The sequence below is a fragment of the Paenibacillus sp. J22P15 genome, assembly GCF_056269345.1.
In genome coordinates, this window is the sequence record NZ_JBWDNT010000007.1 from 1 (window position 1) to 13,867 (window position 13,867).

General features: G+C 43.7%; 15 protein-coding genes. 14 read left to right on the plus strand and 1 reads right to left on the minus strand.

What is annotated here, in order from left to right; genetic code table 11:
- The 5 genes from AC0YN6_RS16345 to AC0YN6_RS16365 all read left to right on the plus strand — a co-directional run.
- On the plus strand, positions 1-1,660 hold a 1,660-nt coding region (locus AC0YN6_RS16345; protein WP_475748122.1), incomplete at its 5' end, for a GH85 family endohexosaminidase C-terminal domain-containing protein.
- Between the two features lie 97 nt (positions 1,661-1,757).
- Entirely contained in the window at positions 1,758-2,543 is a 786-nt protein-coding gene (locus AC0YN6_RS16350) for a hypothetical protein (RefSeq protein ID WP_475748123.1), read from the plus strand.
- Positions 2,544-2,990: 447 nt separating this feature from the next.
- The gene (locus AC0YN6_RS16355) at positions 2,991-3,431 is read left to right on the plus strand and encodes a DUF6843 domain-containing protein (RefSeq protein WP_475748124.1); all 441 of its coding nucleotides are present in this window, start codon (positions 2,991-2,993) and stop codon (positions 3,429-3,431) included.
- Between the two features lie 475 nt (positions 3,432-3,906).
- The gene (locus tag AC0YN6_RS16360) at positions 3,907-4,617 is read left to right on the plus strand and encodes a lysoplasmalogenase (protein WP_475748125.1); all 711 of its coding nucleotides are present in this window, start codon (positions 3,907-3,909) and stop codon (positions 4,615-4,617) included.
- A 136-nt stretch (positions 4,618-4,753) separates the two neighbouring features.
- Positions 4,754-4,927, plus strand: coding sequence for a hypothetical protein (locus AC0YN6_RS16365; RefSeq protein WP_475748126.1), 174 nt, complete (start codon positions 4,754-4,756; stop codon positions 4,925-4,927).
- 507 nt (positions 4,928-5,434) lie between these two features.
- On the opposite strand, the gene AC0YN6_RS16370 is transcribed toward AC0YN6_RS16365, so the two are convergent.
- Positions 5,435-5,758 carry a 2Fe-2S iron-sulfur cluster-binding protein gene (locus AC0YN6_RS16370; RefSeq protein ID WP_475748127.1) on the minus strand — a complete coding sequence of 108 codons (324 nt, stop codon included), beginning with the start codon at positions 5,756-5,758 and terminating at the stop codon, positions 5,435-5,437.
- Positions 5,759-6,031: 273 nt separating this feature from the next.
- Between AC0YN6_RS16370 and AC0YN6_RS16375 the strand changes: the two genes are divergently transcribed.
- The 9 genes from AC0YN6_RS16375 to AC0YN6_RS16415 all read left to right on the plus strand — a co-directional run bounded on the left by AC0YN6_RS16375 (position 6,032) and on the right by AC0YN6_RS16415 (position 13,826).
- Positions 6,032-7,492 (plus strand): arylsulfatase, encoded by a 1,461-nt coding sequence (locus AC0YN6_RS16375; protein WP_475748128.1) that lies wholly within the window; start codon positions 6,032-6,034, stop codon positions 7,490-7,492.
- A 310-nt stretch (positions 7,493-7,802) separates the two neighbouring features.
- Complete coding sequence (locus tag AC0YN6_RS16380; protein WP_475748129.1) at positions 7,803-8,132, plus strand: ArsR/SmtB family transcription factor; 330 nt, start codon at positions 7,803-7,805, stop codon at positions 8,130-8,132.
- 57 nt (positions 8,133-8,189) lie between these two features.
- Positions 8,190-8,723, plus strand: a complete 534-nt coding sequence (locus tag AC0YN6_RS16385) for an SRPBCC domain-containing protein (RefSeq protein WP_475748130.1) — start codon at positions 8,190-8,192, stop codon at positions 8,721-8,723.
- A 308-nt stretch (positions 8,724-9,031) separates the two neighbouring features.
- Positions 9,032-9,253, plus strand: a complete 222-nt coding sequence (locus AC0YN6_RS16390) for a YheC/YheD family protein (protein ID WP_475748315.1) — start codon at positions 9,032-9,034, stop codon at positions 9,251-9,253.
- A complete protein-coding gene (locus AC0YN6_RS16395) occupies positions 9,231-9,395 on the plus strand; it encodes a YheC/YheD family protein (protein WP_475748317.1) in 165 nt (54 codons plus the stop codon). The genes AC0YN6_RS16390 and AC0YN6_RS16395 overlap by 23 nt, the downstream gene beginning before the upstream one ends.
- Positions 9,388-9,654: a YheC/YheD family protein gene (locus tag AC0YN6_RS16400; protein WP_475748131.1), complete on the plus strand. Its 267-nt coding sequence runs from the start codon at positions 9,388-9,390 to the stop codon at positions 9,652-9,654. The genes AC0YN6_RS16395 and AC0YN6_RS16400 overlap by 8 nt, the downstream gene beginning before the upstream one ends.
- A 642-nt stretch (positions 9,655-10,296) precedes the next feature.
- Positions 10,297-11,388, plus strand: coding sequence for a serine hydrolase domain-containing protein (locus tag AC0YN6_RS16405; protein ID WP_475748132.1), 1,092 nt, complete (start codon positions 10,297-10,299; stop codon positions 11,386-11,388).
- Between the two features lie 130 nt (positions 11,389-11,518).
- On the plus strand, positions 11,519-12,235 hold the full coding sequence (locus AC0YN6_RS16410; RefSeq protein ID WP_475748133.1) for an ABC transporter ATP-binding protein: 717 nt from the start codon (positions 11,519-11,521) through the stop codon (positions 12,233-12,235).
- Positions 12,219-13,826: a hypothetical protein gene (locus tag AC0YN6_RS16415; RefSeq protein WP_475748134.1), complete on the plus strand. Its 1,608-nt coding sequence runs from the start codon at positions 12,219-12,221 to the stop codon at positions 13,824-13,826. Before AC0YN6_RS16410 ends, AC0YN6_RS16415 begins: the two co-directional genes overlap by 17 nt.
- Positions 13,827-13,867: the final 41 nt, after the last annotated feature.

Consider the following 13,867-nt stretch of genomic DNA (forward strand, 5'->3'; position numbering starts at 1 on the left):
TGCCGCAAGAGAAAGAACATGGTGGTCAGGTGCTGCAGATGCTCCTACATATGCCGGGGGAAAAGGGACGCTTGCTTCAGCTGGCATGACACAGGATCAATTGTTGGATGCAGTTCTAAATGCTACTCCAGACCCTGTCAAAACTGCCAATGATCCTAATCGTGGAAAACCAAACGAAGGTAAAAACTATAAGACATGGCCGGGTCTAGCAGCATTAATTTCTGAAAGATCTGTCATTGATGGTTCAAATTTCTATACGGACTTTAATACCGGACATGGCATGCAATATTTTGTAGACGGTGAAGTTTCGAATGATAACCAATGGGCTAATATCAATATCCAGGACATTCTTCCAACATGGCAATGGCGGATCGACACGGAAGGTACCCGTTTAAAAGTGGATTTCGACTATGGCAAGAAATATAGTGCGGGATATGATTATACTCAGCTTGGCGGATATGATGGCGGCAGCTCTCTGGCAATCTTTGGGGATTTGGATGCAACGAATTTTATTTCTTTGTACAAAACAAAATTAGACATTAAAGAAGAATCAAAGTTAAACATTACATTCAACAAACCATCCGTTACCGATGCAAGCAGCGTTAAAGTCGGGTTGATTTTTGAAGATGATCCAGCAAAGACCGAATACATTGAAATTCCAAGCGGAGCAAATAAAACTACGAAAGGATGGGTTCAAAAAAATCTGGACTTGTCTCAATATGCGGGTAAAACGTTGGCAGCCTTCGGACTATCTTTCACCTCAGAACAAGGAACGATTGAGGATTATCAATTTAACGTTGGTGAAATTAACATTACCGATGGTACAGTTGTTAAACCTGTTGCGCCAACTGGTTTAAAAATCGATAAATCATTTGATTCTTCCGAAATGTATATTTCCTGGAATTTGGAAGATTACAACAAAGTACAACAATACAATGTGTATGCGGAATATAAGGATGGCAAAGAAATATTCTTAGGCGGAACCTATGATGACAGATTTTATATTAAGTCTTTATATGATCCGAAAGGTACTGTGAAAATCAAAGTTAAAGCTGTTGGGGCTGATGGAAGAGAAGGTAATGCAGCAGTTGTAGAAAAAGACTTCTCGAATACTGTTAAAAATATCCAGATAGAAGAAAATGTCGGTTCTGTTGATGTAACTTGGGAAACTCCGGCGGTTAAATACGAACAAGCAAAAGTAGACGTAACATTGAACTACTCCGAAACAAAAGATGTATATTCAACGGCTGTGGCAAAAGGAACCAATGCAGTGAAAGTTGAAGTTCCAATTGCAGACGGAAGTGCATATACAGTTAGAATTTCATTGCTGGACGCCAAGGGTAACGTAATTACTTATGCAGATGATACAGGCGTGTTAAAAGATGATCATTCTGACGTTTATGAGGGAATAGCTACAATGAGTGGATTTCAAAAAGTACAACTATCAGGGCCAATATCCAATGACTGGTGGCATTTATATGCTTGGCAAAACGGCAACCCGATCACATTCAATGGAAGAGCATATGCTATTAGAGGTATTGACGATCTAAGATCACTCAGAGTTCTAGGAAGCCCTGGCGTTATTGAGGTTGTTTTGGAAGATTTTAATGGCAATAAGTCTACGCCTGTACAAGTTCCATTTGGAAGTTTGGGCGAATAAATTTTTAAGTTCGGTTGAAAAAGCGCTTGAGGCCAAATGTCCCAAGCGCTTTTTTTTTGAAAGTATAAATCGTATGCAACTGAAGGAGCGTGAGCCCATGGATCGCAAGCAGATTCCGGTTAGACCGTTCAACCCGAAACGTCCGGGTGCCCTAGTCGGCGTCATGATGACCGTATCGGAGTACCTTGGCGAGCTTTATGGATTCATAGCGGAGACGAGGGGCGCTGGTTCTTACGTTCCTTGTACCGAATGCGGTGGAACCGTTGTACGGGCCGAGATCGACCCCTGCCGCATGATCGCCCCCGAACTGTCGCTCAAGAACGGCGCAGTCCTCTTGTGGGCCGGAACGGATTGCGCGCCGGTCCCGAGAATCAGGCAGCTGGCTGCGATGATTGGAATCGATTATCTAAGGCCACTCGAAGAGCAGGATCGGCGGTTTATTTCTGTCCTGCTGTATGGGTACGACAAGGAACCCGTTTCGTTTGTACATAACAAGAGGCTGCGTACGGACTATTACCGCGGCTGCGTATTCGATCTTCAATCCATGATCGAGGCGGGCACGACCAGCAAAGGCAATCTGAGGATGATCTCGTTTTTCTCCAAAAAAACGGAGTGTCCGGCGTGCCGGGGAACCGGGATGAGCAAAAGCGTGGGGGATATCCACATCGCCGGCCATACGCTGGCTGAGGCCGACAAGCTGCCGATACTGGAAATGCTCACCTTCATCAAGAGCCTGCGGCAGTCGATGGACGCGCTTGAGTTCGGCATCGTCAGCCCCATCGTCAGCCATCTCGAGCCGGTGCTTCTCTACCTGGGCAAAATCGGACTCCGGACGCTGCCTCCGGTTACCGCGCGGGGCGGTCTTCCAGTTGTTTCTTCTTAAGCCGCCGATCGATGGACAAGTACCAGTCGAGACCTCCAAATCTGCTTGGAAGTTAGGGCAGAAACCTAATTAATGTTCGACTAACGGTTAACGATAGTTCAATAAAGACACCGAGGCAGCCGATCACAATGATCAGCTGCCTTTTCCACACTAACGGGCAGGCTACGATAATGCCACTAACGACTTACAAAAAGGACGCTTCTCTTCTTTTAAAGTATTTATTTTTGCAGGAAAGACCCGAAGTCCTATCGGGCGTCAGGTTCTACATAACTTAGAACTGCTCGACAGAAGAAATTTCTGTTAACCTTGAAGCAAGAAAAATTTGATGAGAAAGAAATAATGGCAATGCTACATTATTAATTCGGGACCTGCATTAAGTCTGCTTATTTTTTATTATGGTTAGATTATCTCATAATGGTAATATTTTTTATGTTAGGAAGTGATTATATGATAAGAACTCTTGGTATATTAGCTGCGACAATAGCTGTTTGTCTTGTTTTTGGGGTAGGCATTATATCTTTCTATATAACAGATAAACAAACTCATAAATTTATATTGCCTAAAAATTATACGGGTTTGGTAGAAGTTATATATGAACAACCAAATTCCCCCGCATTAAAGCAAGATGGGAATTATATCGTATATGAGGTTTATTCCACCGGAAAAATAAAAACTTCTAGCAAAAACGTTACTGGCCCTATGGTTTTTTATTATTCTGAAACTAATGGACAACTAATAAAAATACCTTCAAATGTACCAATGATACATGGACTAGGAACTTCATCTGGATCTTTTGGGGAATCAAGTGAAACAGCAGTGAAGATACCTGAAAGACTTACTTTCTTTGTTGGAACAAAAGAGCAATGGGAAAAATACATTGAATCATAGGCTCATTTTGCTCTTAATTTCTATGCTGGTGAGTTATATCTTGAGAAATCCACAAGGCGATTACTGGAAAATAAACTCGATGCGGTTATTCTAGGCAACGCTATTCGTGGATGAGTATGGTATCTTTGATTGAAATAACGGGGAACGATAGTTAAACAAACTATATTGCACCCAAACATCGGTAAGCTTTGAAATGGAACAAAAAAGCGCCCCCATCGACAACAGGGGCACTCAATATACAGAGACACTTTATATAAAAACTACCTACCTCATTGGGATTCGGCCACGAACGCATCAGTTAAGTTACACACTGGGCTGGCTTTATTTCTAGCTAGGTCAGGTATAATGTGAGAAAGACATCGCCATCGTTGCATTTGGATCGATAAGTGGAAATAAGGCAAAACTATTCGGGCTTATGTCAGCGTTTACATGCTTTCTGGATTCGGGTAAAGTGAGGGAATAAGGGGGATTGCATATGCGTAGAAGTACATTGCTGGGACTTATTGTGTGTACAGGTTTGATTCATCTTGCCACGTTATCAGTGGACAGCACGGTGCTGCATTGGATATTTAAGCTTCTGCCAATGGCACTCGTTATTACGCTCGTTATTTGTAGTGTACCAGATGGACGTGATCAAGCGGTTTATAGGAAGCTGATTCTGATAGGGCTGCTGTTTAGCCTATTGGGAGATGCGTTCCTTCTGCTTCCCGATGATCATTGGTTTGTATTCGGATTGGGTGCTTTTCTAACGGGGCATTTGTTCTATGTGGCCGCAATGATCGTTCGTTGGTTTAGGCAGCAATCGCGAATGAACTGGTTCGGTTCGCTTGCGGGATTGATTATCATCATTTACTCCGTACTGCTAGGCAGTCGCTTTTATGAGCGTATTTCGATGGATGAGAGTTTAAACGGGTTATGGATTCCGGTCGTTGTCTACATTAGCGTTATTGGAACGATGTGTTGGACGGCAATTATGAGTCGCAATACATTTGCGATTATTGGTGCGATCCTGTTCGTTGCATCTGACTCGATACTGGCTTGGAATAAGTTTGTCGCAGATGTGCCCTATTCAGGCATCCTTATTATGTCCACCTACTTCTCAGCTCAATTGTTGATCGCATTAAGTGTACAGAAAATAAAGAATAGTAGAGCATCGACCTCGAAGCATAAAAGCATCCCTTTGTGAGCAAGATGCAAGCAACGGGCGGTGCATTTTTTATATTGCCCATTGAGCTGCCGGATACACACCGAAATCTAGTAATCTCCATATGATAGAAGTGAATCTATTAATATTAAGGAGATGATAGGAATGTCGGGGAAAAGTGGAGGCAAGTCCGGAAGAGATCGAAGCCGAGGCAACAAAAGTTCAAAGAACCGAAGCCACGGCAATAAAAGCGGAGGAAATAATAGCTGTGGCAGCAAAAGTGATGGATGCAAAAGTAGTGGCAACAAAAGCAGTTGCCACAAAAGTGATGGATGCAAAAGCAGCGTTTTAAAAGTTCTTCTGCGAATTGGAGTAGGAACAGCTAATATTCGGATTCATTTTGATGGAACATCCCATATTGGTGTTTATATGGGCATTTCAGATGACAGCGTTATTCTTAATGTACAAGGCATCATAACTTACATTAAAATTTCTTCGATAACGGCTGTTGAGATCGGTGTCAAAGTGAACAAAAAACGTTGCAGAAAACAGTCGTGGAAATGCAGATAAGCATATGACTTCTATCTGGGACAACCTTCAGTGCTTGTATTCATTACAATGCTCAATACTAACAGACAAAGGGTCGGGTCAGCCACCATTCTGGTGACACACCGCCCTTTTTGTTGTTTTGTAAACTCAATTCGGCTACATTAGTTTGACCACGAAAAAAGGGCAAGGAGTCCTCAGACGAGGAATCCCAGCCTTTCAATTTACTAGCCGCTAGTCTCTGCTATACCCATATCGTGGTGATCGCAACTACTTATTCAACGCCGTATATGGCGATAAAGAGGTGGCTCGATCACTCCTGAGGACGGGTACCAGGCTCCAAGCCTGTAGAAGTCGCTGTCTTAATAAGCCGGACCGTTACATCACTATGTAGCCGAATTTGGCAAGATAGCCGGATAGCCGCATCCTCGATCCCTTTGTTGCGGAGGACTGTCGCTTCAGCCTCTTCGATCTCGCCTGCATCTCCAGCTAGGACCTCTACTGCGCATGTTGTACATCTGGTATTGCCGCCACATCTGTGGAGAATGTCGATTCCGCTATCCTCTAATGCAAGCACCAGTTTCGTACCTTCAACTGCCTGAATGGCGTCTCTTCCTTCTACTTGAATTGTAGGCATTGGTCATTCCTCCTCGGATTGTTCTTCCTCATATTTTCTTATCCCGCTTATATTAAACCATTAATCGTGAAGAAGTCCAATTCAATAGTGATTTCATCAGAAAGAATCCGGTATATCTATTACAATTGACGACTAGTCATGATCGTGGCAGCATTTAATTTTTAAATTTATCACTATTTTCCATTAGGCGGAATTATAATAGCAGTTAAGAAGTTCATTAACACACTTGTCCGCCGAATAGGTGGACAAGGACTTTGGTGAGAGGTGGTCTAAATGATGCAACCCAATATTCTAATGATAACCGTCGATCAAATGCGATGGGACTGTTTAAGTCTGCTTGGCCATTCTGTGGTTGAAACCCCGAATCTTGATCATTTGGCACGCAGCGGTGTGTTGTTCACGAACGCCTATTCAGCGACACCGACTTGTGTGCCAGCACGGGCTGCAATTATGACCGGGCTCAGTCAACGGTCGCATGGCCGAGTCGGCTATAGGGACAAAATACCTTGGAATTATGAGCATACGATTGCGGGAGAACTTTCAAAGGCCGGTTACCATACGCAATGTGTAGGCAAAATGCATGTGTATCCGGCAAGAAATTTATGCGGCTTCCATAACGTCGTGCTTCACGATGGCTACTTGCATCATAACCGAGACAAATCGGCTAATACCGCCGATCAGCATTACGATCAGGTGGACGATTATTTGAATTGGCTCCGCTCAGTTGAAGGGGCTGAACTAGACATCACCGACAACGGACTGGATTGCAACGCATCAACGGTGGCAAGACCATGGCATTTGAAGGAATCGTTACACCCGACGAACTGGACGGTGACACAGTCTATTGATTTTTTGAGAAGACGTGATCCCAGCAAACCGTTCTTTCTATGGTCTTCTTTCGTTCGACCGCATTCACCGCTCGATCCGCCGCAAGCTTATTTTGATATGTATAAGGATATAGAACTGCCTGAGCCTCCTATTGGCGATTGGGTGGACGAGGCTGCGGCTCTTCAAGGAGGAGGATACAATCCGACAACGGTATACGGCAAAGTACCTGCAAGACGCTTGAAGCGAGCGCAAGCTGCCTATTATGCGCTTATCACACATTTGGATGATCAAATTGGACGGCTAATCAATTCTCTGCAGGAGTATGGCGTTCATCGGAATACGATTATTTTGTTTACTTCGGATCACGGCGAATTACTGGGGGATCACTATTATTTCCGTAAAGCGCTGCCTTATGAGGGAAGTGCGAAGGTGCCCTTCATCTTATACGATCCCACAGGTCAGTCCAAGCTTCAAGCAGGAAGCAGGAGGCAGGAAGTTATTGAGCTTCGCGACATTATGCCAACCCTGCTTGAAGCAGCTGGTGCACCTATTCCGGAATCAATCGAAGGACAGAGTGTGTTGGCGCTTGGCGCAGGTCATGCTGCCAGCTGGCGCGACTATATTCACGGTGAGCATGAATTCGGAATGCTTTCCAATCATTATGGAACCGATGGTATGGAGAAATACATATGGTTCTCCCAATCGGGCGAGGAGCAATTATTCGACTTACGTAACGACCCGCAAGAAATCGTAAATCGAGCAGCCGACCCGGCATGGAAAGAAAAGCTGGAAATGTGGAGGGCTCGCATCATTAAAGAGCTGGAAGGACGAGAAGAAGGTTACGTCCAAGATGGGCGTCTAGTAACCGGCCGCCCACCACAAAGCTGTTTGAGTCATATATTGTAATCACGAAATCAAGTTAGAGCTGGGAATGAAATTTGTAACCGCTTAAAAGTTCACCCCTTAAAATAGACATCGGAATAAACCTTTGGTTATTCTGATGCAATTTAAGGGGTGTTTTTTTTGGTTATTGAATGCTGAACAAAAGCATGGCTGAAAAATAATTTGAATATTCCTTTACAGGAATATTCCGTGTATGGTATATTAAATTCAACAAAAGGAAATACAGTGAAGGAGGCGCTCCGGAGTCGATTAAACGATGTTCGCAGGAAGAGAAGAACTCGTTAATTAAATAATTCGAATGGATGATTTGATTATGAATGCTAACGTTATGAGTGCCTTAGCTGAGCCTAACCGCCTGCAGATTGTTGAACTATTGCGCGAGAGTCCTCTAACAGTTGGGGAGATCGCCGAGAGGCTCGGGCTACGTCAACCTCAGGCGTCCAAGCATTTGCGCGTCCTTAGTGATGCCGGTATCGTTGAGGTGCAGGCTGTAGCTAACCGTCGCATTTACAAGCTGCGTCTTGATCCGTTTAAGGAGATGGATGCTTGGCTGGAATCATACAGGCGTATGTGGGAGGAACGTTACGATCGACTGGATGATTATCTTCAGGCGCTGCAAAGCAAAGGAACAGAAAAGCAATAACAGCAATAAGCCGTGAACGGAATGATAATGTTTGCAAATATGAGGAGGATGTTTTTTATGAGTAACCCTAACCTAACTAATCAATTAATATCGAAAGTGGAAGGCAGCACACTTGTATTGGAGCGTATTTTCCAAGCACCACCTGAGCTTGTTTTTAAAGCTTTCTCGGAGGCAGAGCATTTGAAACATTGGTGGGGGCCGAGAGGCTGGACCCTTCCCGTATGCAACGTCGACTTCCGTCCGGGTGGTACATGGCATTATTGCATGAAGTGCGAAGATAAGAACCAAGGTGATTTCTACGGTATGGAGTCGTGGGGCAAAGCGTTCTATAAAGAAATTTCAGCGCCGAAGCAAATTGTCTATACGGATTGTTTCTCGGATGCGGAAGGCAATGTTGCGGAAAATATGCCACAAACGCTGGTTACACTCGATTTCATCGAGCAAGATGGTAAAACGAAGTTAGTTAATACCGCGAAATACGCATCGCCAGAAGCTTTGCAAACGGTTATCGATATGGGCATGATTCCAGGTATAACGCAAACGTTTGAAAACCTAGATACTCATCTGGAGAACATACAGAAGAACAATTAAGGAATAAAGGCGGAGAATGAACATATGTTCATTCTCCGTCTTTATTGTTTGCAAGTATTATGACTAGAAATTTTCCACAAGAAAAAAAAGTGAAGATTAGAAGATATGCTATAGGCACTAGACAGGAGCACGAGCCGGCTTTTCTAGCAACTCATATGCTAGAAAATAGAGGGGAGCTGAACAGTGTGAAATACAAAAGCACTACGCATAAGAGCAAATGGGTGAAAACAAAGTGGCTGCTGAAAAACATAAAAATATGACCTTATATTCCTCATACGCTGCTCTTTAGCCGCAGCAACCTTAGCAGCATACTATCTCAATACTCAACCGTCTATTTCAAGCCTACCACTGGCACGGGTGGTTTTAATATTGTACGCATAAAAAAACTGGTGAATGGTTTTCAAATCCAGCATAACTCAGACAAAAAACGTTGCTCAACACTCGACGATCTTTACGTTCAATTGAAGAAAACGTGCAAAAGGACGTTCCTATTTACTGCAGAAGGGCATCAAACTCGCTGCCGCGAATGACAGACCTTTTGACATTCGCGTCATGGTTCAAAAAAAGAACAATCGCGTATGGAAGAGTACCGCTCTCTTCACGAAAATAGGCAAGCCGGGAAAAGTCGCAACAAACTACCACCAAGGCGGGCAATTAGCAAACATTGTCTAAATCGGGTTTCAGCAAAGCTAGCATTAAACGGAAAGAAGAAGAACTGAAGAACCTTGGTAAATCGGTCGGGCGGTTATTTGACAAGCATAGCAACGGGTTTCGGGAGCTTGGACTCGATGTTGCCTTGGATAAAAAGGGAAATGCTTGGATTCTTGAAGTGAATACAAGACCTCAGTTCTATCCGCTGAAGCATATGAATGATAAAGGTATGTATTGGCGCATTATGTCCTATGCCAAGCAATATGGAAGAACAAAATAAATCAGTATAAACGGATTAACATTCCAATTGGATTGGACCCTGATTTGGATGAAGCAATTAATTAAAAGGATGTCCCTAAAGTAGAGGTAACTGATGATCCGGCGCTATATTGGCGGAATAGGCAGCATCATAGATCTAGTTTCTAGATCTATTTGTGTAGAATTAGTCGTTTTCAGAGAAATAAGACTAGTTTCTAGACTTAATACTGATAATCCGGCGCTTTAGAGGCACATTGGCGGAATAGGCTGCATCATAGATCTAGTTTCTAGATCTATTTGTGTAGAATTGGTCATTTTCAGGGAAATACGTCTAGTTTCTAGACTTATTACTGATAATCCGGTGCTTTAGAGGCACATTAGCGGAATAGGCAGCATCATAGATCTAGTTTCTAGATCTATTTGTGTTGAATTGGTCGTTTTCAGGGAAATGAGGCCGTCTCAAAAGGGGTAAACTTTTTAAGTTAATTATGATTGAGTCGCCTTGAACTATCACAACCACGGTTTAAGCCAGCATGGCCGTTTTTGGATTTTTATCGATCGCTAGTTTCTTCAGTAGATTGTTGGCAAGGGAATTTTGGTAGAATAGAAAAAAGAGAACTTATGTTCATGTTTTTGGGGTTTATAACAAAAAGGAGTAGATATTATGGATCAGGGAGCGCAGCAAACATTCAAATTAGAAGAAAGAATGAGTCATTATTTCGTTCCTGGAATCGGAATTGTTGTTTTTCAGGACGGTCGAATCGAGCGGTGTGAGAGTCACGGGGTAACAGAGGCGGGTACAACGTTTGAAATTACAGCTGACAGTCTATTCCATGCATGTTCGATGAGTAAGATGGTTACTGCTATTGGAGTACTTCGTTTAGTCCAAGAAGGTTTGCTAGATTTAGAGGAAGATGTCAATCACTACTTGACCTCATGGCATGTTCCGGAGAACCAGTACTCTGAGCAAACAAAGGTGACATTGCGCAGTTTATTGGCTCATCAAGCGGGTTTCGTAGATCCTGAAGAAAGTTTTGGCGTCTATAATGAACAAGATCCAGTCCCAACCCCAAAAGCTATACTTGCAGGAGAGACCTCATATTATCCAGAATCTGCTCAAGTTAAATATACACCGAAAAGTCGATTCTCGTATTCCGATGCTGGTTATATGGTTATAGAACAAATTGTCGAGGATGTAACAGGGGAGCGTTTTGCAGATGTTATGGAAAGGTTAGTCATAGCGCATTTAGGCTTAAAGCGAACATTTTTCTGGAATGGTCATACTGGAAACGGGCAAGGTATGGTTAGCGTCGAGGCTGGGGCCGGAGCGGTGGCAGGACATGATAAATTTGGCCGTGCAGTTGAAGGGAAACGAGTTCATTATCCAAACCTATCTGGTGCCGGTTTATGGACGACTCCGACTGAATTTGCTTCATTAACGATTGAACTTATTAAGGCATGGAATGGTGACACCACTTCGATCTTGCGACAAGATTTAGCCCAAATGATGCTAACTGGTTATGGATGCGAAAAAGGAGTTGGCCTCGGGGTTTTCCTTCATCAAGCGAATAAAGAAACATATTTTGTTTCTCAAGGCTGGGGAGTTGGCTTTCAGTGCATGATGGTAGCTCATCCTCACATAAAAAGCGGCATCGTCGTCATGACCAATTCTGAACCGGGCAAACATCAGAATGAGGCTCTAATAGGGGAAGTCATTCGAGAAGTCAGCAAAGAGTTGGGCTGGCTGAGCGTATAAGATCTCCCTCGCTGCAATGTAGAAGATGAGTCTTGTGGATGACTAAGGCCAATAAATACGCGACCTTTCGATCCCATTTCTCGTATAAAAATAGCATGCTAATATTTGGGGGCGATTGGAGGAAATGCAAATGCGTCTGATCATAGAGAATATCGTCAAGCAGTTTGAGGATAAACAGGTGCTTAAGGGTGCTGGATTCACCTTTGAGAAAGGAAAAATATATGGCCTGCTCGGCCGTAACGGAGCGGGTAAAACAACGCTGTTCGACTGCCTGAGCGGAGAGAAAGGCATGGATAGCGGACAGGTACTGATGGAGGAGAATGGGCAGACGAGGAAGCTGAGCGAGCAGGATGTGGGGTATGTGTATTCACTGCCGATTCTGCCCGAGTTTCTAACGGGTTATGAGTTTGTTAAGTTTTTTATGGATATTAACCGAGGCAAGCTGCAAATGGAGCGGGGAATTGACGATTATTTTGACATGATGAGCATGACAATGGAGGATCGCCACCGGCTGATTAAAGGATACTCGCACGGTATGAAGAATAAGCTGCAAATGCTGTTATTTCTTATAACGAAGCCGCCAGTCATTTTACTTGATGAGCCGCTAACCTCCTTTGATGTCATTGTTGCTCTTGAGATGAAGAATATGCTCAGAGAGATGAAGAACGATCATATTCTAATTTTCTCTACGCATATTTTGCAATTGGCTTCCGATTTGTGTGACGAGCTGGTTGTATTGAACAAAGGGAAATTGTCCGGCGTGCCGTCAGAGCTGCTGCACAGTGCGGAATTTGAGCAGTCCGTCATTAACCTGCTGAAGGATGAAGACCATGCTGAGAACAATTAATACGCTGCTAGCCATACGGACATCCACTACGGCAAATATGCTCATTTATTACATTCAGAAGCTGCCGCTGATCGGCAAGTTAGTCAGGAATAGCTTTTACGCTAATTTAGGTTTAAAAAAGTCCGTTTCTATTATCGCTATGATAATCACCCAGCTCTGGGGATTAATGCTCCGATTCGTTTATCTTGGGCTAATGGTGTACTTACCGATAGTTGGTTTAGGGGAGGGAATGGCCGAAGAGGATCGGCTGCAGCAGTTTTTACATATTTTCGTAATAATCAGCTTTGTGGTGGCGGCCGTTAGCAGCGCGACTATACTTGAACCAAAACGAGAGAAATATGTAGCCGTGAAGCTGATGAGAATGTCCGGGACGAGGTATATGCAGGCCGCGCTTGGATATCGTTATATCTCTTTTTTAGTGTATTTGCTGCCTGCCATGCTGTTGTTTGGAACACTCGCGGGTGCTTCCATCCTAGAGGCGATTCTGTTAACGATATTGGTCACACTGTGGAGAATTGTGGCGGAGTATGCACATCTCAAGCTTTTCGAGAAAACTGGTAAGGTACTGATTAAACAAACTGGCATCGTTTGGAGCGTTATTCTTCTTGGATATGCCGCTGCGTATTTACCGCTTCTGCTAGGTAAGGTTCTGTTAACTGGAACTATTCTTATGAGTCTACCGGTCTCTATTGTGATTGCGGCTGGAGGTCTGTTTGCTGCCTTTCAGCTGGCGCGTTATTCCGATTACAATGGAGTGGTTGATGCCGCAAGCAAAAGAGATGATCCGCTGCTGGATGTAGGTCGTATGGTGACGGACGCGCAGAAGAAGAGCGTTCAGTCGAAGGATAGCGACTATATGGTAGATAAGAAGCAACAGGAGAAGCTAGAGTCTAAGGAAGGATACGCTTATCTGAGCGCTATTTTCTTCCAAAGGCATCGCAGCTTGATCAGTAGCCCGGTTAACAAGCGATTAGTAATCGTCGGCGCATTCGGTGTCGTAGGTGTAATCCTCATCGCTTTATTCCGTGAGCAGTTGTTGAACTCGAAATGGGGTTTGGAGGTGATCTTCCCTTTCTTGCTTCTGATTATGTACAACATGTCTGTAGGAGAGAATATTTGCAAGGCAATGTTCTACAACTGCGATCTTAGCTTAATGAGATACAGCTTCTATCGGAGTGCGGCCTATGGCCATTTCTTTATCAGGCTCAAAAAAATAATGGGCTTGAACCTGTTGATTGCCGCTGCTCTTGGAATATCATTAACAGCTATCAGCATAACAATGGGTGGGGAGTGGCTGGGTAGAGAACTGCTCATGCTTTGGATCTGTATAATTGGATTATCCGTTTTCTTTACCGTGCATCATTTGTTTATGTATTACATTTTTCAACCGTATTCTACAGAGCTCAATGTGAAAAACCCGCTCTACTATGTCGTGAATATGGGCGTGTCTGCAGCGAGCGGAGCTTGTATCTTTTTGGGAATACCGACCGTGCCATTCACTGTTATTATAATTACACTGACATTGATTTACTTTGTTGTTGCGCTTATTGTTGTACGCAAGTACGCGGTGAGAACGTTTCGGGTAAAATAAATAGTTTGGATGGGGAGTGCAGAGCAGTGGGGATGGAAATC

What these genes read in the sequence shown, in the direction of transcription:
- AC0YN6_RS16370 (WP_475748127.1), bottom strand. Translation starts at nt 5,758, where the DNA reads ATGCCTACAATTCAAGTAGAAGGAAGAGACGCCATTCAGGCAGTTGAA.
- AC0YN6_RS16415 (WP_475748134.1), top strand. Translation starts at nt 12,219, where the DNA reads ATGCTGAGAACAATTAATACGCTGCTAGCCATACGGACATCCACTACG.
- AC0YN6_RS16380 (WP_475748129.1), top strand. Translation starts at nt 7,803, where the DNA reads ATGAATGCTAACGTTATGAGTGCCTTAGCTGAGCCTAACCGCCTGCAG.
- AC0YN6_RS16375 (WP_475748128.1), top strand. Translation starts at nt 6,032, where the DNA reads ATGATGCAACCCAATATTCTAATGATAACCGTCGATCAAATGCGATGG.
- AC0YN6_RS16385 (WP_475748130.1), top strand. Translation starts at nt 8,190, where the DNA reads ATGAGTAACCCTAACCTAACTAATCAATTAATATCGAAAGTGGAAGGC.
- AC0YN6_RS16405 (WP_475748132.1), top strand. Translation starts at nt 10,297, where the DNA reads ATGGATCAGGGAGCGCAGCAAACATTCAAATTAGAAGAAAGAATGAGT.
- AC0YN6_RS16410 (WP_475748133.1), top strand. Translation starts at nt 11,519, where the DNA reads ATGCGTCTGATCATAGAGAATATCGTCAAGCAGTTTGAGGATAAACAG.
- AC0YN6_RS16355 (WP_475748124.1), top strand. Translation starts at nt 2,991, where the DNA reads ATGATAAGAACTCTTGGTATATTAGCTGCGACAATAGCTGTTTGTCTT.
- AC0YN6_RS16360 (WP_475748125.1), top strand. Translation starts at nt 3,907, where the DNA reads ATGCGTAGAAGTACATTGCTGGGACTTATTGTGTGTACAGGTTTGATT.
- AC0YN6_RS16350 (WP_475748123.1), top strand. Translation starts at nt 1,758, where the DNA reads ATGGATCGCAAGCAGATTCCGGTTAGACCGTTCAACCCGAAACGTCCG.